This window comes from Streptomyces sp. NPDC003032 (genome assembly GCF_053591415.1).
In genome coordinates this window covers 331520-350973 of the sequence record NZ_JBSFTT010000001.1, presented here as the reverse complement: position 1 = coordinate 350973, position 19454 = coordinate 331520, and the positions used below count along the sequence as shown (strand labels likewise).

General features: G+C 70.0%; 19 protein-coding genes and 4 tRNA genes. 16 read left to right on the top strand and 7 right to left on the bottom strand.

All coding sequences use genetic code 11. The features are described from left to right. Nucleotides 1–6: 6 nt before the first annotated feature. Together ACWDZ7_RS01780 and ACWDZ7_RS01775 are read left to right on the top strand one after the other, a co-directional pair. Nucleotides 7–852, top strand: coding sequence for a barstar family protein (locus tag ACWDZ7_RS01780; RefSeq protein WP_451793964.1), 846 nt, complete (start codon nucleotides 7–9; stop codon nucleotides 850–852). Between the two features lie 89 nt (nucleotides 853–941). Then, on the top strand, nucleotides 942–1478 hold the full coding sequence (locus ACWDZ7_RS01775) for an SMI1/KNR4 family protein (protein WP_451793962.1): 537 nt from the start codon (nucleotides 942–944) through the stop codon (nucleotides 1476–1478). A 61-nt stretch (nucleotides 1479–1539) separates the two neighbouring features. On the opposite strand, the gene ACWDZ7_RS01770 is transcribed toward ACWDZ7_RS01775, so the two are convergent. Further along, the gene (locus ACWDZ7_RS01770) at nucleotides 1540–2787 is read right to left on the bottom strand and encodes an APC family permease (RefSeq protein ID WP_451793960.1); all 1248 of its coding nucleotides are present in this window, start codon (nucleotides 2785–2787) and stop codon (nucleotides 1540–1542) included. Nucleotides 2788–2909: 122 nt separating this feature from the next. Here ACWDZ7_RS01770 and ACWDZ7_RS01765 point away from each other — a divergent pair, with 122 nt between their 5' ends. Next, nucleotides 2910–3176, top strand: coding sequence for a GlsB/YeaQ/YmgE family stress response membrane protein (locus ACWDZ7_RS01765; protein WP_451515078.1), 267 nt, complete (start codon nucleotides 2910–2912; stop codon nucleotides 3174–3176). Nucleotides 3177–3262: 86 nt separating this feature from the next. On the opposite strand, the gene ACWDZ7_RS01760 is transcribed toward ACWDZ7_RS01765, so the two are convergent. Beyond that, nucleotides 3263–3751: a YajQ family cyclic di-GMP-binding protein gene (locus ACWDZ7_RS01760; RefSeq protein ID WP_451515077.1), complete on the bottom strand. Its 489-nt coding sequence runs from the start codon at nucleotides 3749–3751 to the stop codon at nucleotides 3263–3265. A 194-nt stretch (nucleotides 3752–3945) separates the two neighbouring features. On the opposite strand from ACWDZ7_RS01760, the gene ACWDZ7_RS01755 reads away from it, so the two are divergent. Continuing rightward, a tRNA-Tyr gene (locus tag ACWDZ7_RS01755) sits at nucleotides 3946–4027 on the top strand. Between the two features lie 100 nt (nucleotides 4028–4127). On the opposite strand, the gene ACWDZ7_RS01750 is transcribed toward ACWDZ7_RS01755, so the two are convergent. Then, nucleotides 4128–6836 carry an NACHT domain-containing protein gene (locus ACWDZ7_RS01750; RefSeq protein ID WP_451793958.1) on the bottom strand — a complete coding sequence of 903 codons (2709 nt, stop codon included), beginning with the start codon at nucleotides 6834–6836 and terminating at the stop codon, nucleotides 4128–4130. A 389-nt stretch (nucleotides 6837–7225) separates the two neighbouring features. On the opposite strand from ACWDZ7_RS01750, the gene ACWDZ7_RS01745 reads away from it, so the two are divergent. Beyond that, nucleotides 7226–7438 (top strand): hypothetical protein, encoded by a 213-nt coding sequence (locus ACWDZ7_RS01745; RefSeq protein WP_451793956.1) that lies wholly within the window; start codon nucleotides 7226–7228, stop codon nucleotides 7436–7438. 9 nt (nucleotides 7439–7447) lie between these two features. Here ACWDZ7_RS01745 and ACWDZ7_RS01740 read toward each other — a convergent pair whose 3' ends face one another. Next, a complete protein-coding gene (locus ACWDZ7_RS01740) occupies nucleotides 7448–8104 on the bottom strand; it encodes an SDR family oxidoreductase (protein WP_451793954.1) in 657 nt (218 codons plus the stop codon). Between the two features lie 744 nt (nucleotides 8105–8848). Then, complete coding sequence (locus ACWDZ7_RS01735; RefSeq protein ID WP_451793952.1) at nucleotides 8849–10135, bottom strand: amidohydrolase family protein; 1287 nt, start codon at nucleotides 10133–10135, stop codon at nucleotides 8849–8851. Nucleotides 10136–10378: 243 nt separating this feature from the next. On the opposite strand from ACWDZ7_RS01735, the gene ACWDZ7_RS01730 reads away from it, so the two are divergent. The 8 genes from ACWDZ7_RS01730 to ACWDZ7_RS01695 all read left to right on the top strand — a co-directional run bounded on the left by ACWDZ7_RS01730 (nucleotide 10379) and on the right by ACWDZ7_RS01695 (nucleotide 15252). Then, a tRNA-Thr gene (locus ACWDZ7_RS01730) sits at nucleotides 10379–10451 on the top strand. A gap of 47 nt (nucleotides 10452–10498) precedes the next feature. After that, a tRNA-Met gene (locus ACWDZ7_RS01725) sits at nucleotides 10499–10571 on the top strand. 86 nt (nucleotides 10572–10657) lie between these two features. Further along, entirely contained in the window at nucleotides 10658–10822 is a 165-nt protein-coding gene (gene rpmG, locus ACWDZ7_RS01720; protein ID WP_006604855.1) for a 50S ribosomal protein L33, read from the top strand. An 89-nt stretch (nucleotides 10823–10911) separates the two neighbouring features. Continuing rightward, nucleotides 10912–11376: an FAS1-like dehydratase domain-containing protein gene (locus ACWDZ7_RS01715; protein ID WP_451793950.1), complete on the top strand. Its 465-nt coding sequence runs from the start codon at nucleotides 10912–10914 to the stop codon at nucleotides 11374–11376. A 4-nt stretch (nucleotides 11377–11380) separates the two neighbouring features. After that, a complete protein-coding gene (locus tag ACWDZ7_RS01710; protein WP_451793948.1) occupies nucleotides 11381–11809 on the top strand; it encodes a MaoC family dehydratase in 429 nt (142 codons plus the stop codon). Between the two features lie 158 nt (nucleotides 11810–11967). Beyond that, nucleotides 11968–12516: a TetR/AcrR family transcriptional regulator gene (locus ACWDZ7_RS01705; RefSeq protein WP_451794155.1), complete on the top strand. Its 549-nt coding sequence runs from the start codon at nucleotides 11968–11970 to the stop codon at nucleotides 12514–12516. A gap of 161 nt (nucleotides 12517–12677) precedes the next feature. Then, nucleotides 12678–14114 (top strand): MFS transporter, encoded by a 1437-nt coding sequence (locus ACWDZ7_RS01700; protein WP_451793946.1) that lies wholly within the window; start codon nucleotides 12678–12680, stop codon nucleotides 14112–14114. Between the two features lie 82 nt (nucleotides 14115–14196). Continuing rightward, nucleotides 14197–15252: a UDP-N-acetylmuramate dehydrogenase gene (locus ACWDZ7_RS01695; RefSeq protein WP_451793944.1), complete on the top strand. Its 1056-nt coding sequence runs from the start codon at nucleotides 14197–14199 to the stop codon at nucleotides 15250–15252. Between the two features lie 21 nt (nucleotides 15253–15273). Here ACWDZ7_RS01695 and ACWDZ7_RS01690 read toward each other — a convergent pair whose 3' ends face one another. Together ACWDZ7_RS01690 and ACWDZ7_RS01685 are read right to left on the bottom strand one after the other, a co-directional pair. Continuing rightward, nucleotides 15274–16293, bottom strand: a complete 1020-nt coding sequence (locus ACWDZ7_RS01690; RefSeq protein ID WP_451793942.1) for an adenosine deaminase — start codon at nucleotides 16291–16293, stop codon at nucleotides 15274–15276. Nucleotides 16294–16434: 141 nt separating this feature from the next. Continuing rightward, nucleotides 16435–17661 (bottom strand): pyridoxal phosphate-dependent aminotransferase, encoded by a 1227-nt coding sequence (locus ACWDZ7_RS01685; RefSeq protein ID WP_451793940.1) that lies wholly within the window; start codon nucleotides 17659–17661, stop codon nucleotides 16435–16437. A gap of 181 nt (nucleotides 17662–17842) precedes the next feature. On the opposite strand from ACWDZ7_RS01685, the gene ACWDZ7_RS01680 reads away from it, so the two are divergent. From ACWDZ7_RS01680 to nusG, 3 genes are all read left to right on the top strand, one after another. Continuing rightward, nucleotides 17843–17915, top strand: a tRNA-Trp gene (locus ACWDZ7_RS01680). Between the two features lie 107 nt (nucleotides 17916–18022). Beyond that, a complete protein-coding gene (secE, locus tag ACWDZ7_RS01675) occupies nucleotides 18023–18310 on the top strand; it encodes a preprotein translocase subunit SecE (RefSeq protein ID WP_451515063.1) in 288 nt (95 codons plus the stop codon). Nucleotides 18311–18387: 77 nt separating this feature from the next. Next, nucleotides 18388–19332: a transcription termination/antitermination protein NusG gene (gene nusG / locus ACWDZ7_RS01670; protein ID WP_451793938.1), complete on the top strand. Its 945-nt coding sequence runs from the start codon at nucleotides 18388–18390 to the stop codon at nucleotides 19330–19332. Nucleotides 19333–19454 lie beyond the last annotated feature (122 nt).

Here is a 19454-nt window from a genome sequence, read left to right as displayed (position 1 = left end):
GCTCCGGTGCAGCCGCCGAGGTACGCGCTCGCCGCGTACGACCCCGAAGCGTCCGAGTACGACGACATCTGGGCGCTCTGCGCCGACGCCGAGCATCTCTTCGCCGATCAACTGCCTGGCCGGGCCGACGCTCCCGAGAGCTGTGACGGCCCGTCCGAGGCGCTCGCCGAACCGCCGGTGCGCCTGCTCGGCTGCTCGCCGCGCGGCGCCCTGCGGGACGCTCTGGAGGCCGGGAAGGGCGAGCTGGGGCACGGCAACGTGCTGCGCCTGGGAGGGATGGGGCAGACCCTCCAGCACGCCATAGAGGGCGAGGTCGTCGCCTGGATCCCGTCCGCGCGCGGGCGCGGCCTCGTCGACCTGGCCCTGGATCCGTGGACCGTACGGCCACCACGTGCCGCCGGAGAGGTCTGGGACGTGTGGGGGGACGGCCGCCCCACCGAACCCGACCTCTGGGCGCGCCACGGCACGGAGGGCCGGACCCACTGGCTGGCCGTCGCCCGAGAGGCTGTCGCCCCAGAGGCTGTCGCCCCAGAGGCCGTGGCCCGGCACCGTCCCAGTGCCGGGCCAGGAGCCACGTACCACCTCGACGGCCGCCACATCACCGACGAGCCGGCCTTCTACTGCGCGCTCGGAGAGGCGGTGAAGGGGCCCGGCGGGTACGTCGGGCGAGACCTGAGAACCCTCGCCGACGGGCTCGGCGCACTGCCGCCGCCTCTGACGCTCGTCTGGCACGACGCGCACATCGCCCGGACCTGCCTGGGTCTCACACCGCGCACGGACAGCCGCCCGCCGTCCTACGAGGAACTCCTTGATCTCCTGGCACTGATGGGCGTCGAGACCGTGCAGGCCTGAGGGCGAGCAGGAGAGCGGGTGAGCAGGAGAGCGGGCGGGGGCGGAAGCGCTCGGGGCCGATTGTCAGTGCCGTGGTCCACCATGAACTCATGACCGTCACCGAGCAATTGCTGGACCGGGTAGCGGCGGAGGCGCGCGCCACCCGCCCCTGGGGCTGGGACGTGCTGCCCGCCCCCGTGGACGCGGACACCCTGGCCCGGGCGGAGGCCGCCGTGGGCTTCCGTCTGCCGCCGCTGCTCGCCGCCCTCTACACCCGCATAGGAGACGGCGGGTTCGGCCCGGAGTACGGCTTGTTGCCGCTGCTCGAAGGCAAATCCTCCGGGGGCGAGCCGGCCGTCGTCGAGAAGTACCTCGGGATGCGCGACGGCGACGACTGGGCCTGGCCCGAAGGCGTGCTGCCGATATCCCACTGGGGCTGCGCGATGTACGCGTGCGTGGACTGCCGTACGGACGCCGCCCAGGTCCTGCTCTTCGAACCCAACGGCGGCGACCCGGAGCACGCCTGGTTCGTCGACTCCCCGAGCCTCACGGCGTGGCTCACGGCCTGGCTGGACGGCACGGGGTGGTACGAGGAGGACAACGACGGCATGGAACTGCCGGCTTGGCCGAAAGCCACGCGCGCGTGAGCTCCGCCCGATACGTGTACGAAGGCGTCATCGACGCAGCCAAGAACGAGCCCCCGCCCGGTCAACGCCACGGCCACTGCCACCGCCGCCGCACCCCGTAAGCCACGACCCCCACCGCCAGCACCGCCCCGCCGGCCACCACCGAGGACACCGGCAGCGCGAACGCCAGCACCACGCACCCGAGGCCGCCCACCGCGGGCACGCCGCGCGCCGCGGGCGACGAACCGAGCGTCCACGCCGAGGCGTTGGCGATCGCGTAATACACCAGCACCCCGAACGAGGAGAAGCCGATCGCCCCACGCACATCCACCGTCGCGGCCGCCACCGCCACCACCGCGCCCACAGCCAGCTCCGCGCGGTGCGGTACCCGAAAGCGCGGATGCACGGCCGCGAGCGTGCCCGGCAGATGCCTGTCCCGCGCCATGGCCAGCGTCGTCCGTGAGACGCCCAGGATCAACGCGAGCAGCGAGCCGAGCGCCGCCACCGCGGCCCCCGCCCGCACCACGGGAACGAGCCCCGGCACACCGGCCGCCCGTACCGCGTCGGCCAGCGGCGCGGTCGCATCGGCGAGCCCCGAAGGCCCAAGGACGGACAGCACGGCGACCGCCACGGCCGCGTACACGCACAGGGCGATGCCCAACGCCAGCGGGATCGCCCGCGGAATAGTGCGTGCCGGGTCGCGCACCTCCTCGCCGAGCGTCGCGATCCGCGCGTACCCGGCGAAAGCGAAGAACAGCAGCCCGGCGGCCTGAAGCACCCCGCCGACCCCGCCCGAGAGCCCCACATCGAGCCGCCCGGCGTCGGCCGCCCCCGACCCGAGGCAGGCGACGACAACCGCCGCCAGCACGGCGAGCACCACCGCCACGATCCCCCGCGTCAGCCACGCCGACTTCTGGACGCCCAGATAGTTCACGCCGGTGAGCAGCACCACGGCCCCGACCGCCACCGCGTGCGCCTGCCCCGGCCAGACGTACGCCCCCACGGTCAGCGCCATCGCTGCGCAGGACGCCGTCTTGCCGACGACGAACGCCCAGCCCGCCAGATACCCCCAGAACTCCCCGAGCCGCTCCCGCCCGTAGACATAAGTGCCGCCCGACGCGGGGTAGCGGGCGGCGAGCCGCGCCGACGCCATCGCGTTGCAGTACGCGACCACGGCGGCGAGGCCGAGCCCGATCAGCATCCCCGAACCGGCGGCACCCGCCGCGGGACCGAGCGCCGCGAAGATCCCCGCCCCCACCATCGACCCCAGGCCGATCATCACCGCGTCGAAGACCCCGAGATCGCGGCGGAGCGCCGGCTGCTGTGTCATGCGCCGCACCTTACGGATCTCCGCAACCGCGTCCCTCCGTAGAGACGTCCTTCAGGACAACAGCGCACAAAAAGCTCACCGCGCGAGAGAAGCTCATCGCGCCAGAAAGGCCGGGTCACCGCATGGGCATCATCAGCTGGATCGTTCTGGGGCTGCTCGCCGGAGCCGCCGCCAAACTGCTGCTGCCCGGCCGCGATCCGGGCGGCTTCATCGGCACGACCGTCATCGGCATCGCGGGCGCGTTCATCGGCGGCTGGATCTCCGCCCGCTACCTCGACCGCCCGATCGTCAACCACTTCTACGACGGCGCCACCTGGGCGGCGGCCATCGGCGGCTCACTCGTCCTGCTCGTCGCCTACCGCGTCCTCTTCGGCCACTCACGACGCTGAGACAAGGGCGGGCACCCCGATGGGGGAGCCCGCCCTTCGGCGTCGCCTTGCTACGCCTAATTCACGAACTATCCGTAGCTCACGAACTACCGATAGTTCACGAACTGCAGCGCGAAGTCGAAGTCCTGCCCCTTGAGCAGCGCCTGCACGGCCTGCAGGTCGTCCCGGCTCTTCGAGCTGACGCGCAGCTCCTCGCCCTGGACCTGCGCCTTGACGCCCTTGGGGCCCTCATCGCGGATGATCTTGGCGACCTTCTTCGCGTTCTCCTGGGAGATGCCCTCCTCGATCGAGGCGAAGATCTTGTACTCCTTGCCGGACAGCTGCGGCTCGCCCGCGTCCAGCGCCTTCAGCGAGATGCCGCGCTTGACCAGCTTGGACTCGAAGACGTCGAGGATCGCCTTGACCCGCTCCTCGCCGCTCGCCTCCATCAGGATCTTCTCGCCGGACCACGAGATCGAGGCGCCCGTGCCTTTGAAGTCGTAGCGCTGCGAAATCTCCTTGGCGGCCTGGTTGAGGGCGTTGTCGACCTCCTGCCGCTCGACCTTCGAGACGATGTCGAAACTGGAGTCGGCCATGTCCTGTGGCTCCTTGTATCGGGGTGTGCGTACTCAGCGGATACGGCCGCCTGACGCTGGCCGCATCCCCAAAGCCTAGCCACCGTCCCCGCGCCGGGTGCCGATCAATCGGGTGGCGAAGCACCCCTGCGCATCAGGTATCGTTTACGTCGTTGCCACGGAGCACCGCGAGAGCGGGGCCAGGCAGCAAACCCGGCGGTGTGCCCGAGCGGCCAAAGGGAGCAGACTGTAAATCTGCCGGCTCAGCCTTCCCAGGTTCGAATCCTGGCGCCGCCACGCTGAGGGAAACCCCCTCTGATCTACGTTTACGCAGATCAGAGGGGGTTTCTTTTTGCCCTTCTCGGCCCTTCTCGGCCCTTCTCGCACTTTCTTGCGCTCAGACCGCGCCAAGGCGCTGACGCACGACCTTCGTGGACCCCGGCAGGTGAGCGCTGCCCACGAGACTCACCCCTTCCGGCACGCGGAGAGTGAGCAGGGACCGCACCGACCCCAGCGAGCTGATGTCGATGCTGGGGCGGACCGTCTCGACGGTGAGCTCGCAGAGCTTGGGGAAGGTGTTCAGCCACTCCCAGCCGCTTCCCATGTCGACCTCCAGCCACAGATGGGTGAGGCATTGATGGGGGCACGTGGCGATGAACTCGGCGACGGTCAGTTCGCCTGCGAGTTTGATGCGGGATCGGCCGCCGAACCTGCGCAGCGCGCGTAGCTCCGGGAGGTTCGTCACCGGGAAGTAGAGGTCGTCCTCCGCCAGGCGCGCGATGACGTCCTCACCGTACAGATCGGTGTCGTACCTGCTCCACGCCTGTGCGAGCTCGCTCCGAACACGCAGGTCCGGGTGGTCGTGGTACTGGGCGAGCACGTCGATCGCGGCGTAGCTGGCGATGGGGGTGGCCGTGAGAACGGTGTAGTACGCCTCGTCGGCCACGGCCTGATAGGCGGCCGCCTCCTCCTTGGCTCTGCGCTTCTCTTCGTCCGAGTCGAAGTGATCCGCGGGCCTCGGGCGAGGCGGCAGCTCGCGAGGGGGCGGCAGCAGGTCGAGTACGACGGGGCCGATCGCCGCCAGAGCGCGTGCCTGTTCCGCCGAACGCGGTGGGATAAGGGCCGCGGCCCGCTCCTGCACCTCGACTCGCACCGCGGGATCGAGTTCGGTCGCGTGCTCCAGGCAGGCGGCCGCGAGCAGATGCAGACGGTTCAGGCCCTGGCGTGAGGTGTCCTCGCGCCTGATGAGGCCGGTGAGCAGGTACGTCCGCTCCGTGGGGCGGGCGTGGGCGACAGCCATCCTGATGACGTCCTCCCACTGGTCCGAGTGGGCGTTGGCGATGAGGAAGTCGAAATCAAGACCTTCGACCGCTGCTTTGGCCCCGAGGTAATCCTGGAAGGTCCGATGGACGAAATCCATGGAATCGGAGCTGGGTTCGCGGAGCAGCCCACTGCGGACGAGCAGATGCTGGTAGACCTCCTCCGGTGTGCCTTGCTCAGCGACCTTCGGCATGGCCGGCAGGACCTGGCCCAGGAGTTCCACCGCGTCGGTGCGGTTCATTTCGGAACGGCCGTTGCGGATCATCCAGTAGGCGAGTTTCTGGATGAGCTGGATGTGCTCCGCTTCGCTGATGTGGAACGGGCCGGACTTGTAGACGCCCCGCTCGCGGTCCCTTCTGAAGAGCAGCATGGACAGGGCCGCGTCGTAGATCTCCTTGCGTCCTTCGGGGAGATACCCGCGCCTGTCCTGGTGCAGTGCGCAGATGAGACCGCACATCAGCGGATTGGAGGCAAGCCTGCTCAGGTCCTGTTTGGCCCGGACCATGCGGAGCAGCTCTTTGGCGTACTGGTCGCTGATACCGGCCGCCCTGTGCCAACGCCTGATGAATTCACCGACGTTGTCCCGGTTCATGGGGGCGAGGTCCAGTTCGGCGAAGTCGTCGTCGATCAGCCAACGGTCGCGCACCGCTGAGGGCCTGGAGGTGACGAGCCAGCGATTGTCGGGATAGGCGCTGAGAAGTTCCTGGAGCCAGCGGCGGGCGTCGTTGCGGCCGTCCTCGGGGATCTCGTCGATGCCGTCGATCAGGATGAGCCCGCGCCCCGCCTGCAGCACCCTGTCGATCCACCCGGTCGGCTGGATGCCGGCGATGGGGCAGTCCACCGCGGTCAGGAACGCGTCGGGGGTGGGGAGGGGCGTGCCGCTCCGAGTCAGCGTGCGCAGTGGCAGCACAAAGGGCACAAGCCCGTAGAGATAGAGGAGGTGTTCGTCGAGCGACTTCTTCGCGGTGGATACCGCCAGCCATTGCGCGAGGGTGGTTTTGCCCGAACCGGCTACGCCACGCAGCAATACGCGGGTCCGGCCCGCCAGGACATGGTCGGCCGATACGAGGGACGGCGCGGCGTTCACCGCGTCGCCTGTCACGTCCAGGCTGAGATACGCCACGTCGAGCCGCCAGCTCTCCGGTGCTTCGGACAGGTCGAGCCCAAAGATGCTCAACTTGCCGTGTTTCGCGGCGATGTAGTGCGAATATCTTTCCTCGAAAGGGCCGTCCGCGGGAGAGGGCGACCGGGTGATCAGAGAGTCGATTCTCCGCGTCAACACCTCGATACTGCGGCTCTGTTCGAGCAGTGTGCGTGGCACGAAAGTGGAACGCTGGGTGAAAAAGTTCAGGATGTGCAGGCACGCCGTATCCATCACGCTGGCGTGCAGCGTCACCGCGTCGCTGGACAAGCCGTACGTGGCTGTCCTGTTCTGGGCCCGCAAGTGCTGGGAGAGCTGGAGATGCCCGAGGCGTACCGCCTGCACGTCCTCCATTTCGAGCGTCCCCAGGGCGCGCAATGAATCAGCGACGGCGTTGACGACGGCTTGCTTCTCATAGGAGGGCAGCAGTTCCTCGACGCCGGTCGAGTGGGCGGCACGCTTGACCAACTCTTCCGCGATCTTGCGCAGGTCCTTGTCGGCAAGCGTTCGCTTCTCGCCCCGGAAGGAGATGAGCCGGGAGACACGGATGGGTCTGTCGACCAGATCGGCCCCGGCGCCTTCCGGCAGGAAGAGCTTTCTGACGAGGGGGCCCACGATGCTCGACGCGAGACGAGCTCCGATCACGGCCGGTTCCATCGACCCTCCGAGGCGTGCATGTGGTGGCGAGGCGTGCGGGTGGCGAGGCGCGCATGTGGTGAGGCGTGCACGCGGCACGGACGACAGCTGTTTTCGGGCCAGAGTAGGGCAGACGCTGTGAGGTATTCCGACAACATGGGAATCGCTCCCGGCAGTTGAGGCGTCGGGCCGTGCATGGCCGCGTCTCCACGCGCTGATGCGCACCGCTATACCCCTACGCGCCCCTATGCGCCCCTACGCGCCCCTACGCGTCACGGTTGAGGCGGCAGCGCCGCGAGTGGGGGAGGGCCTTGTCGTACCGGGCGCGTCCGTCTTCGGGGCGCGTACGTCTTTGGGGCCCCGCACGTCTTCGGGGGCGCGGGGCTCAAAATGGAGCCATGTCGTCCCGTCGTAGAAACTGCCCGGAGTGCCGCCGCGAGATCGCCGTCGTCGGCGGACGGTTCGCCCGTCACGACCCGCCCGGCGCGCGCGCCACCGGCGACCTGGTCTCCTGCCCGGGGTCCCGCAGGCAGGCGCAGCTGGGCGCCGCGCAGCCCGCCCTGGACGGCTACACGGTCCCGGACCTGCCCGGCCAGCTCCCGCTCTTCTGAAGAGCGAACTCAGTTTCCGGCAACCGACTTGACCGCCACCGACACCGGCACCGACCCGCTGACCAGTTCCAGCGTCAGGCCGGCCGTCGCCGGCGTCTCCAGGAGCTCCGCGAGCACCGCGGCGACGTCGTCACGCGGGACCGGCCCCCGCCCGGTCGACGCCTCCAGGCGTACGAGTCCCGTGCCCGCGTCGTCCGTCAGCATCCCGGGACGCAGGATCGTCCAGTCCAGGGCGGCACGCGCGCGTACGTTCGCGTCCGCCTCGCCCTTGGCCCGCAGGTAGGCGTCGAAGACCTCGTCGCCCTGGTGCGCCGGATCGGCGCCCATCGACGACACGACGATGTACCGCCGCACTCCCGCCCGCTCCGCCGCGTCCGCGAAGAGCACGGCGGCTCCCCGGTCGACGGTGTTCTTGCGGCCGGCGTCGCTGCCCGGCCCCGCGCCCGCCGCGAAGACGGCGGCGTCGGCGCCGCGCAGGTGCTCGGCGACCTGATCGACCGACGCCGACTCCAGGTCGCACAGCACCGGTTCGGCACCGGCCGCGCGCAGATCGGCTTCCTGCCCGGCACTGCGGATCAGCCCGGCGACCTCGTCACCGCGTGCGGCGAGCAGACGCTCCAGCCGCAGCGCGATCTGACCATGACCTCCAGCGATGACAATGCGCATGTTTCCGACCGTACGGCAGCGCGGACCCCTCCGCCGCACACGGAGCGTGCGGATCGCAGGGATCACGCGGATGCGGGCACGGACGGCCCCACCACCAGCCTCACCACCTCGCGTGGAAGCGGGCCACTACCGCGGCGGGGCCGAGGCAGCGCTGCGAGCCTCACCCCGCGCCGCGTGTGCAAAGCGGGCACGGACAACTCCCCCGCGCGTGGAGGCCCGCGGGCCTGGGGCGGCGACATCGGGGCGCCATCGCCGCTCCTCCCCGCGTGTACGGAGGCCGCGTGGGGCCCATGCGGCAGCGAGACGCGAAGGACCGTCCCTCCCCGCGCGCACGGATGCCGCGATGTCCGAGGAACAGCGGATGGACCTCGCCCGCGTCCCTCCCCGCGCGCACGGATGCCGCCTCGGACAGCCCCATCACGCGCGTGGAGGCCGCTAGACCGTGGCATCCAAGCCAGCCGCCAAGGAGTCAGCCCAGCCACGCGCATGGAGGCCGCGAGCTCGACGGCGGCGACATCCGCGCGCATCGCAGCCCACCGCGCGCGTGTGGAAGCCGCCCCGAACAGCCCTCCTCTCGCGGGTGGAGCCGCCACAAACAGCCCTCCCCACACGCGTGGCGCCACAGCTCGCGCCACGGGCTTGCGCCTGACGCCGACCGGCCCCCGGGGCCAGCTCGCGCCTGACGCCGACCGGGCCACGCGGGCCCGTCCAGTCTGCCCCAACAACCCCCGCCTCTCCGCCCCTTCAGGAAGCCGCCTCTCCACCCCTGGGCCGCTCCGGCTCATTCCCCGCGGCCCGGCCCTGGCGCGGTAGGTCCAGGGCCACGGCGGCGGCCGAGTCGCAGTACTCGCGCACCGCGCTGGTCCGCGCCACCACACGCCCCCTGTGCACCACGATCCGGCTGTACGCGAGCGACAGCGCCCCCGCGAGCCGGTCGCCGCGCACCGCGAGCAGCTCGGCGGGGAAGCCCGCCTCCACCCGTACCTCGGGCAGCCCCATGGCCGCCCGCGCCGCCCCGCTCACCGCGCCGTAGGCGTCCTCGGGGCGCAGCCCGCACCGCGAGGCCAGCAAGTACGCCGCCTCCAGCGGATCCCCGCGCCCCACGGGATTCGACACGTCACGCATGGCCCCGCTGCCCGCCGCGACCCGCACCCCCGCCGACCGCAGCAGCCGCACCGGCGCCACCCCGCGCCGCTCCGCGCTACCGCACCCGCCCTGGGGCAGGCAGACCACGGTCACCCCGGCCGCCGCCAACTGCTCGGCGGTACGCGCCGACACGTCCCTGGGGAGGCGCCCGAGCCCGCCGCACGGGCCGATCGCCACCCCGGCCCGCAGCCCGGCCGCCATCGCCGCGAGCCGCCCGAGCCGCGCCGGGTCGTCACCGTCCGTGTGCAGATCGACGGGGCAGCCGTGCTCGGCGGCGACTTCCAGAACCGCCTCCGTGTAACCCGCTGGATCGGGGTCGAGATCCGGACAACCGCCCACTACGGAGGCGCCCATTTTCACCGCGTCCCGCAGCATCGCGAGCCCGTCGGCGCCCGCGACGCCGGTCAGCAGCCGCGGCATCGCGACCGCCGTCAGATCGACCAGGCCCCGCAGGGAGCGCCGCGCCTGGAGCACGGCCTCCATCGGGCCGAGCCCCTGGACGTCGCCGATCCGCACGTGCGTGCGCAGCGCCGTCGCGCCGTGCCCGAGCTGCAGCAGAGCCGCCTCGGTGGTCCTGCGCTGCACGTCGGGGACGTCGTACGAGACAGGGCCCGCCAGGTCCGCCGAGAGCGCCGTGTCACCGTGCGCGTGCGGCTCGGCGGACGCCGGCAGCAGCAGATAGCCGCCGAGGTCCACCCGCGCCGCGTGCGCGGCCAGGCTGCCGGTCGTGCCGACCGCCTCGATGCGCCCGCCGCCGAGCCGGACGTCCACCGTCCTGCCGTCGGTGAGCCGGGCGCCGCAGAGCAGCAGGGCCCCGGAGTCGGCCGTGGGATCGGGACCGGAGGAGCCGGAGGAGTGCGGCTGCTGCGGCTGGCTGTCGGGCATTGCTGTCCTGGGGTTCGGGGGGCGGCTGCTTTCGTACGAGGTGGCAAGATCACGCAGCGTGTGCCGAGCCTAGGACGGCGAAAGGCCCGCTTCGAGGAGGAGCGCAATAGTCGTACCGGTGTGGTGCCACGGCACGAATGAGGCGTTCAGAGACGCCTGAGGCGGTTCTCGGGATGCCCCCGGACGGCCCTGGCGAAACGGATTTGGGCGACGGCGACCAACCGTGTAATGTCTTCATCGCTCGCCCCAATAGCTCAGTCGGTAGAGCGTCTCCATGGTAAGGAGAAGGTCTGCGGTTCGATTCCGCATTGGGGCTCTGATGTCGAGTGATCCTCGCCCTCGGGCGAGGGGATCCGGCATCGCAGCGGTGTAGCTCAGTCGGTAGAGCAAGCGGCTCATAATCGCTGTGTCACCGGTTCAAGTCCGGTCACCGCTACTCATTGGTAGCCGATTGTGGGGTCGGTCCTTCGATCGGCTACTCTTGTATGCGTTCATCCGTCCATCCGTCCAAGGAGCACTCACGTGGCTGCCACCGACGTCCGCCCGAAGATCACGCTGGCCTGCGTGGAGTGCAAGGAGCGGAACTACATCACCAAGAAGAACCGGCGTAACGACCCGGACCGTCTTGAGATGAAGAAGCACTGCCCGCGCTGCAACTCGCACACTGCGCACCGCGAAACGCGCTGACACACAGGCTCGTACACGAGGCCGTCCCCGTTTGCTGGGGGCGGCCTCGTGTCGTTTTCATGTAACCAACCACAGGAGGTACCGAGTCCATGGCGCTCGACCAGTCCTTCGTGGGGCGGTCCTATCCGCCCACCGATCCTTATGAGGTCGGCCGGGAGAAGATCCGCGAGTTCGCCGAGGCAGTGGGGGACGCCAATCCCGCGTACACCGACACGGAAGCCGCCAAGGCGCTCGGGCACTCCGATGTGATCGCCCCGCCGACTTTTGTATTCACGATCACTTTCAAGGCCGCGGGCCAGGTGATCCAGGACCCGCAGCTGGGGCTCGACTACAACCGCGTCGTGCACGGCGACCAGAAGTTCGCCTACACGCGACCGGTGCGCGCGGGTGACCGGCTCACGGTCACCTCGACCATCGAGGCCATCAAGTCGCTCGCGGGCAACGACATCCTGGACATCCGCGGCGAGGTCCACGACGAGGCCGGCGAGCACGTCGTGACCGCCTGGACCAAGCTCGTCGCGCGTGTGGCGGAGACCGCGGCAGAGGGGGCCTGAGACGATGACGGCGAAAATTTCCTACGACGACGTCGAGATCGGCACGGAACTGCCGGCCCAGACCTTTCCGGTGACGCGCGCCACGCTCGTGCAGTACGCGGGTGCTTCGGGGGACTTCAACCCGATCCACTGGAACGAGAAGTTCGCGGTGGAGGTCGGCCTTCCCGACGTCATCGCGCACGGCATGTTCACCATGGCCGAGGCGATCCGCGTCGTGACCGACTGGGCGGGCGACCCGGGGGCGGTCGTCGAGTACGGCGTCCGCTTCACCAAGCCTGTCATCGTCCCCAACGACGACGAGGGCGCCACCATCGAGGTCAGCGCCAAGGTCGCGGCCAAGATGGACGACAACCGCGTCCGCGTCGACCTCCTCGCCAGGAGCGCGGGCCAGAAGGTCCTCGGCATGTCGCGGGCGGTCGTGCAGCTGGCCTGACGGCCACCGGTCTCCGGCCACCGGCCACAGGTAAGGGGCGCTCTCTATAGAGGGCGCCCCTTACGCGTGCATGCAGGTGTCAGTCCTCTGACGCGTACCTGCGGTTGCCGGCCCTTGACGGCTTAGTGATTGGCCACTAACTTACCTGCATGGTCAGGATGAGCGCAGAAGAGCGGCGCGAGAGCGTCATCCGCGCGGCGATGGTCGAGTTCGCCCGCGGTGGCTACAAGGGCACCTCCACCGAGGTGATCGCCAAGCGCGTCGGCGTCTCGCAGCCGTATCTCTTCCGCCTCTTTCCGGGCAAGGAGGCCATCTTCCTCGCCGCGTCCCTGCGGTGCTGCCAGGCGGTCACCGAGGTCTTCCGGCAGGCGGCCGAAGGGCTCGCGGCGGAGGAGGCCGTGCACGCCATGGGCCAGGCCTACCAGGCGCTCATCGCCGACGACCCGGACCTGCTGCTCATGCAGATGCAGATGTACGTCGCGGTGGCCTCCGCCGAGGCATCCGGGGACCGGGAGTTCGGCGAGGCGCTGCGGGCCGCCTGGATGGAGATGTACGACACGGTCAGGTTCGCGATGGGGACGGACGTCGACGAGACGACGACGTTCCTGGCGTACGGAATGCTGATCAACGTCCTGGTGTCGATGGGGTTCCGGCCCGACCACCGGGTGTGGAGCGGTTTCTACGACTCGGCGCAGCCCAAGCAGTGAAGGCGGCGCGGGGGTGGGGCGAGGGCGTGGAGGCGCGTGCGTCACATGGCCGCGTCTCTTCGTACCCGCAAAAGTTAGTCATCAATAACTAACCATCAAGAGAATCACGTCAATCACGTCAAACACGTCGTCACTCACGTCGTCAATCGCAGGGGGAAGCAATGCCACAGAAGACCGCGCGGGCCGGGGGAGCGGCCTGGGCCCTTGTCATCACCAGCGTCGCCGGGTTCATGGCGGCTCTCGACAACCTCGTCGTCACCACCGCTCTGCCCTCCATCCGCGAGGACCTCGGCGGAGAGATGCACGACCTGGAGTGGACAGTGAGCGCCTACACCCTCACCTTCGCCGTGCTCCTGATGTTCGGCGCCGCTCTGGGTGACCGCTTCGGCCGCCGCAAGCTCTTCATCATCGGCCTCACGGTCTTCACCGGGGCGTCCGCCGCCGCGGCCCTCGCGCCCGGCATCGAGGCCCTGATCGCCGCCCGCGCGGTGCAGGGCGTCGGCGCCGCGATCATGATGCCGCTCACGCTGACCCTGCTGACGGCTGCCGTTCCCGAGGCCAAGCGCGGAATGGCGTACGGGGTCTGGGGCGCCGTCAACGGTCTCGCGGTCGCCAGCGGCCCGCTCGTCGGCGGCAGCCTCACCGAGCATGTCTCCTGGCAGTGGATCTTCTGGTTGAACGTCCCGCTCGGCCTGGCCCTGCTGCCGCTCGCCCGCCTCCGTCTCGCCGAGTCGCACGGCTCCGGAGCGCGCCTCGACATCGCCGGCACCCTGCTCGCCAGCGGCGGCCTCTTCGGCATCGTGTACGCCCTGATCCGCGGGCCGCTCGACGGCTGGACCAGTGCCACCGTGCTCGGCGGCCTCATCGGGGGCGTCGCGCTGCTCGGCGGCTTCGTCCACCACGGGATACACAACAAGGCGCCCATGCTGCCGATGCGCCTCTTCCGTAGTCGCGCGTTCGCCGGGATCAACGCGGCCGGCCTGCTGATGTTCCTCGGGATGTTCGGCTCGATCTTCCTGCTCAGCCAGTACATGCAGGAAGTCCTCCACTACTCGCCCACCGAGGCCGGACTGCGGATGCTGCCCTGGACCGGCATGCCGATGCTTGTCTCACCCCTCGCCGGTTATCTCTCCGACCGGATCGGCGGCCGGCCGGTCGTCGCCGCCGGGCTCTTCCTGCAGGCTGTCGGCCTCGGCTGGTACGCGGCCGTGGTCGCGTCCGACGCCTCGTACGCCGTGCAGCTCCCGGCCCTGATCATCAGCGGCGTCGGGATGGCCCTGTACTTCGCCCCGGCCTCCAACCTGGTCATGTCCAGCGTCCGGCCGCACGAGCAGGGCATCGCGTCCGGCGCCAACAACGCGCTGCGCGAGGTGGGCGGCGCCCTCGGCATCGCCGTGATGTCCTCGATCTTCTCGGCCCAGGGCGGATACACGACGCCGGGGAGCTTCGTGGACGGCCTGGAGCCCGCGCTGTGGGTGGGCGCCGCGATGGTGGGCCTCGCCGCGGTGGCCGCGCTGGTCATCCCCGGCCGCCGCGGCGCCGACGCGCCCGACCAGGAGGCCCGCAAGGCTCCTCAGGACGAGCTGTCCGCGGTCTGACCGCTGCCCAAGGGAAACGGGCCCCTGCCCGAGGGAGCGGCCCCGCCAGGACCGGCGAGGCCGCTCTCGTACTCTTGAGCACGTGCAGGAACTCCACGATGCCCCCCTCGCCCCGCTGACCACCTTCCGTCTCGGTGGCCCCGCGACCCGACTGATCACCGCGACGACCGACGCCGAGGTGATCGCCGCCGTACGGGAGGCCGACGACTCCGCGACCCCGCTGCTGCTCATCGGCGGCGGCTCGAACCTGGTCATCGGCGACAAGGGCTTCGACGGGACCGCCCTGCGCATCGCCACCCGGGGCTACGGACTCGACGGCACGAAGCTGGAGCTGGCGGCCGGTGAGATCTGGACGGACGCGGTCGCCCGCACCGTCGAGGCGGGCCTCGCGGGCATCGAGTGCCTCGCCGGGATCCCCGGCTCCGCGGGCGCGACCCCGATCCAGAACGTGGGGGCGTACGGCCAGGAGGTCTCGTCGACGATCACCGAGGTGATCGCGTACGACCGGAAGACGCGCGAGACGGTGACGATCCCGAACGCCGAGTGCGACTTCTCGTACCGCCACAGCCGTTTCAAGGGCGAGCCCGAGCGCTTCGTGGTCCTGCGCGTCCGCTTCGAGCTGGAGGACGCTCAGGGGATGAGCGCCCCCATCAAGTACCCCGAGACGGCACGCACGCTCGGCGTCGAGGCGGGCGATCGGGTCCCGGCCGCGGTCGCCCGGGAGACCGTCCTGAAGCTCCGTGCCGGCAAGGGCATGGTGCTCGACCCCGAGGACCACGACAGCTGGTCGGCCGGGTCCTTCTTCACCAACCCGATCCTCACCGACGAGGAGTTCACGGCGTTCCACGCGCGCGTGGCGGACCGCCTCGGCCCGGACATCGCCCCGCCCGCCTTCCCGACGGGCGACGGCCGCGTGAAGACCTCCGCCGCCTGGCTCATCGACAAGGCGGGCTTCGCCAAAGGCTACGGACAGGGCCGGGCCCGCATCTCCACCAAGCACACCCTCGCCCTCACCAACCGCGGCGGTGCGACCACCGAGGACCTCCTGGACCTCGCCCGCGAGGTCGTCGCCGGGGTGCGGGACGCCTTCGGGGTCACGCTGGTCAACGAGCCGGTGACGGTGGGCGTCAGCCTGTAGAGGCCGGTCTCCTCGCGGGGATCAGCCGCTGAGCCACGCGTCGACGCCGGACAGCAGCTTTTCCCGTACGTCGTCGGGTGCGGCCGCGCCGCGGATCGACTGGCGCGCCAGCTCGGCCAGTTCCGCGTCGTCGAAGCCGTGGTGCTCGCGCGCGATCTCGTACTGGGCCGCGAGGCGCGAGCCGAACAGCAGCGGGTCGTCGGCGCCGAGCGCCATCGGCACCCCGGCGTCGAAGAGCGTCCGCAGCGGCACGTCCTGCGGCTTCTCGTAGACCCCCAGGGCGACGTTGGACGCCGGGCACACCTCGCACGTGACGCCGCGGTCCGCGAGCCGCTTCAGGAGCCGCGGGTCCTCGGCGGCCCGCACCCCGTGCCCGATCCGGGCCGCGTGCAGATCGTCCAGGCAGTCCCGCACCGAGGCGGGCCCGGTCAGCTCACCGCCGTGCGGCGCCGCCAGGAGCCCGCCGTCGCGCGCGATCGCGAAGGCACGGTCGAAGTCCCGCGCCATGCCCCGCCGCTCGTCGTTGGAGAGCCCGAAGCCGACGATGCCCCGGTCCGCGTAGCGCACCGCGAGGCGGGCCAGCGTGCGGGCGTCCAGAGGGTGCTTCATGCGGTTCGCGGCGACCAGCACACGCATGCCGAGGCCCGTCTCCCGCGAGGCGTTCCCCACCGCGTCCAGGATGACCTCCAGAGCGGGGATCAGACCGCCGAGCCGAGGCGCGTACGAGGTCGGGTCGACCTGGATCTCCAGCCACCCCGAGCCGTCCCGCAGATCCTCCTCCGCGGCCTCGCGCACCAGGCGCTGAATGTCCTCGGGCTCGCGCAGACAGGAGCGGGCCGCGTCGTAGAGCCGCTGGAAGCGGAACCACCCGCGCTCATCGGTGGCGCGCAGCTTCGGCGGCTCGGCGCCGGTCAGCGCGTCCGGGAGCCGCACCCCGTACTTGTCGGCGAGTTCGAGCAGGGTGGCGGGCCGCATCGACCCGGTGAAGTGCAGGTGCAGATGGGCCTTGGGCAGCTCTCTTACGTCTCGTACGCGCTCCATTCCAGGATCTTGCCGTACGCACCTGGCGTCCCGGTAGCACCTTTCCCCCTTCGAGTTCTGCCCCGAACGAAGAAACGGGCCGCCTCTCCGGGGGAGAGACGGCCCGCACGCGCGCGTGGAGCGCGGTTTCCTGCGGGAACCTCAGTCGCGGGCCTCCGCGAGGAGCTTCTGGAGCCGCGAGACGCCCTCGACGAGGTCCTCGTCACCGAGCGCGTAGGAAAGGCGCAGATAGCCGGGCGTCCCGAAGGCCTCACCCGGGACCACGGCGACCTCGGCCTCCTCCAGGATCAGCGCGGCCAGCTCTACGGAGTCCTGCGGGCGCTTGCCGCGGATCTCCTTGCCGATCAGACCCTTCACCGAGGGGTACGCGTAGAAGGCGCCCTCGGGCTCGGGGCACAGGACGCCCTCGATGTCGTTGAGCATCCGCACGATGGTCTTGCGGCGCCGGTCGAAGGCCTCCCGCATCTTCTCCACGGCGACCAGGTCACCGGAGACGGCCGCGAGCGCGGCGGCCTGCGCGACGTTGGACACGTTGGACGTGGCGTGCGACTGCAGGTTCGTCGCGGCCTTCACGACGTCCTTCGGGCCGATGATCCAGCCGACCCGCCAGCCGGTCATCGCGTACGTCTTGGCGACCCCGTTGACGACGATGCACTTGTCGCGCAGCTCGGGGAGGATCGCGGGGAGCGAGGTGAACTTCGCGTCTCCGTAGACGAGGTGTTCGTAGATCTCGTCGGTCATGACCCACAGGCCGTGCTCGACGGCCCAGCGGCCGATGGCCTCGGCGTCGGCCTCGCTGTAGACGGCGCCCGTGGGGTTCGACGGGGAGACGAAGAGCACGACCTTCGTACGCTCCGTGCGGGCGGCCTCCAGCTGCTCCACGGAGACGCGGTAGCCGGTGGTCTCGTCGGCGACGACCTCGACCGGGACACCGCCGGCGAGACGGATCGACTCGGGGTACGTCGTCCAGTAGGGGGCCGGGACGATGACCTCGTCGCCCGGGTCGAGGATCGCGGCGAACGCTTCGTAGATGGCCTGCTTGCCGCCGTTGGTCACCAGGATCTGCGAGGCGTCCACCTCGTACCCGGAGTCGCGCAGCGTCTTCGTGGCGATCGCGGCCTTGAGCTCGGGAAGGCCGCCGGCCGGGGTGTAGCGGTGGAACTTCGGGTTCTTGCAGGCCTCGATGGCGGCGTCGACGATGTAGTCCGGAGTGGGGAAGTCGGGCTCACCCGCGCCGAAGCCGATCACCGGGCGCCCGGCGGCCTTGAGGGCCTTGGCCTTGGCGTCGACAGCGAGGGTCGCGGACTCGGAGATCGCGCCGATGCGCGCGGACACCCGGCGCTCGGTCGGAGAAGTTGCAGCGCTCATGACCCCATCGTTCCAGACCTGAAACGCCCCCGGTGCGCGGGTTTCCATGACCATCGGAACCCAATCTGTTCGACGGGGGGCCGCAGACCACGTACACTCACTGCTCGTTGGCCCTCACCGGCCGCACCCTCTCGACGCACTCCGTGCACATGGGCGGATGCGGTAGGTTGGGGGAAATCAAAGGGTCGTAGCTCAATTGGTAGAGCACTGGTCTCCAAAACCAGCGGTTGGGGGTTCAAGTCCCTCCGGCCCTGCTACACACTCCTTCGCCAGGATGTGTGCGCATGTACGTACTGCAATGCACCGCCGTGCGGCTCAACCGGGCGCGGCACGGCCACGACCCGGAATCAGGTGAGGACGAGTGACGGACGCCGTGGGCTCCATCGACAAGCCTGATGCCCAGGACGAGGCGCCGGAGTCCCAGAAGAAGGCCCGCAAGGGCGGCAAGCGCGGCAAGAAGGGCCCCTTCGGCCGTCTCGCGCTCTTCTACCGCCAGATCGTCGCGGAACTCCGCAAGGTGGTCTGGCCGACTCGCAGTCAGCTCACGACTTACACCACCGTGGTGATTGTCTTCGTCGTCATCATGATCGGTCTTGTGACCGTGATTGACTATGGCTTCAGCCACGCTGTCAAGTACATCTTCGGCTGAGCCGATAGCGAAGGGCGCCGTACCCGGCGCCCCTATTCGCGTGTTCCACCCCTTGTATCCAGGAAGAAGCAGCCACCGTGTCTGACCCGAACCTGAACGACGCCATCGAGTCGGTCGAGTCCGTTGAGGACGAGCTCGACATCGTCGAGGCGGCGGACGCCGAGGAGCCGGATCAGGCCGAGGCCGCCGACGCCGCCGCGGGCGAGCCCGCCGAAGAGGCCGCCGTCCACCTGGAGAGCGACTCCGAGGCCGTCGACGAGGCCGAAGAGTCCGAAGAGGACGACGCCGCCGACGCCGAAGCCGCCGACGAGGACAGTGCCGAGGACGAGCCGTCCGCCGATGACGAGCCCGCCGCCGACGAGGAGTCCGCCGAGGACGAGCCCGTCGAGGAGGCGTCCGAGCCGGTCGACCCGATCGTCGCCCTGCGCGAAGAGCTCCGCACGCTGCCCGGCGAGTGGTACGTCATCCACACGTACGCCGGTTACGAGAACCGCGTGAAGACCAACCTCGAGCAGCGCGCCGTCTCGCTCAACGTCGAGGACTTCATCTTCCAGGCCGAGGTGCCGCAGGAAGAGGTAGCCCAGATCAAGAACGGCGAGCGCAAGACGATCCGCCAGAACAAGCTCCCCGGCTACGTGCTGGTGCGCATGGACCTGACGAACGAGTCCTGGGGCGTCGTCCGCAACACCCCCGGCGTCACCGGCTTCGTGGGCAACGCCTACGACCCGTACCCGCTGACCCTGGACGAGATCGTCAAGATGCTCGCCCCCGAGGCCGAGGAGAAGGCCGCCCGCGAGGCCGCCGAGGCCGAGGGCAAGCCGGCTCCGGCCCGCAAGGTCGAGGTCCAGGTCCTGGACTTCGAGGTCGGCGACTCGGTCACCGTCACCGACGGCCCGTTCGCGACGCTGCAGGCGACGATCAACGAGATCAACGCCGACTCGAAGAAGGTCAAGGGCCTCGTCGAGATCTTCGGCCGCGAGACCCCGGTCGAGCTGAGCTTCGACCAGATCCAGAAGAACTAGCCGGCAGCCCTCGCGGCTGCCTCGGCTTCCTCTGGAACACACGCCTCCGATCAGGTCAGACGGGCTGCCAAAGCCGGTCTGACCTGCTCGGTTTTTAGCCGCGCGACTATACCCGTTATCGT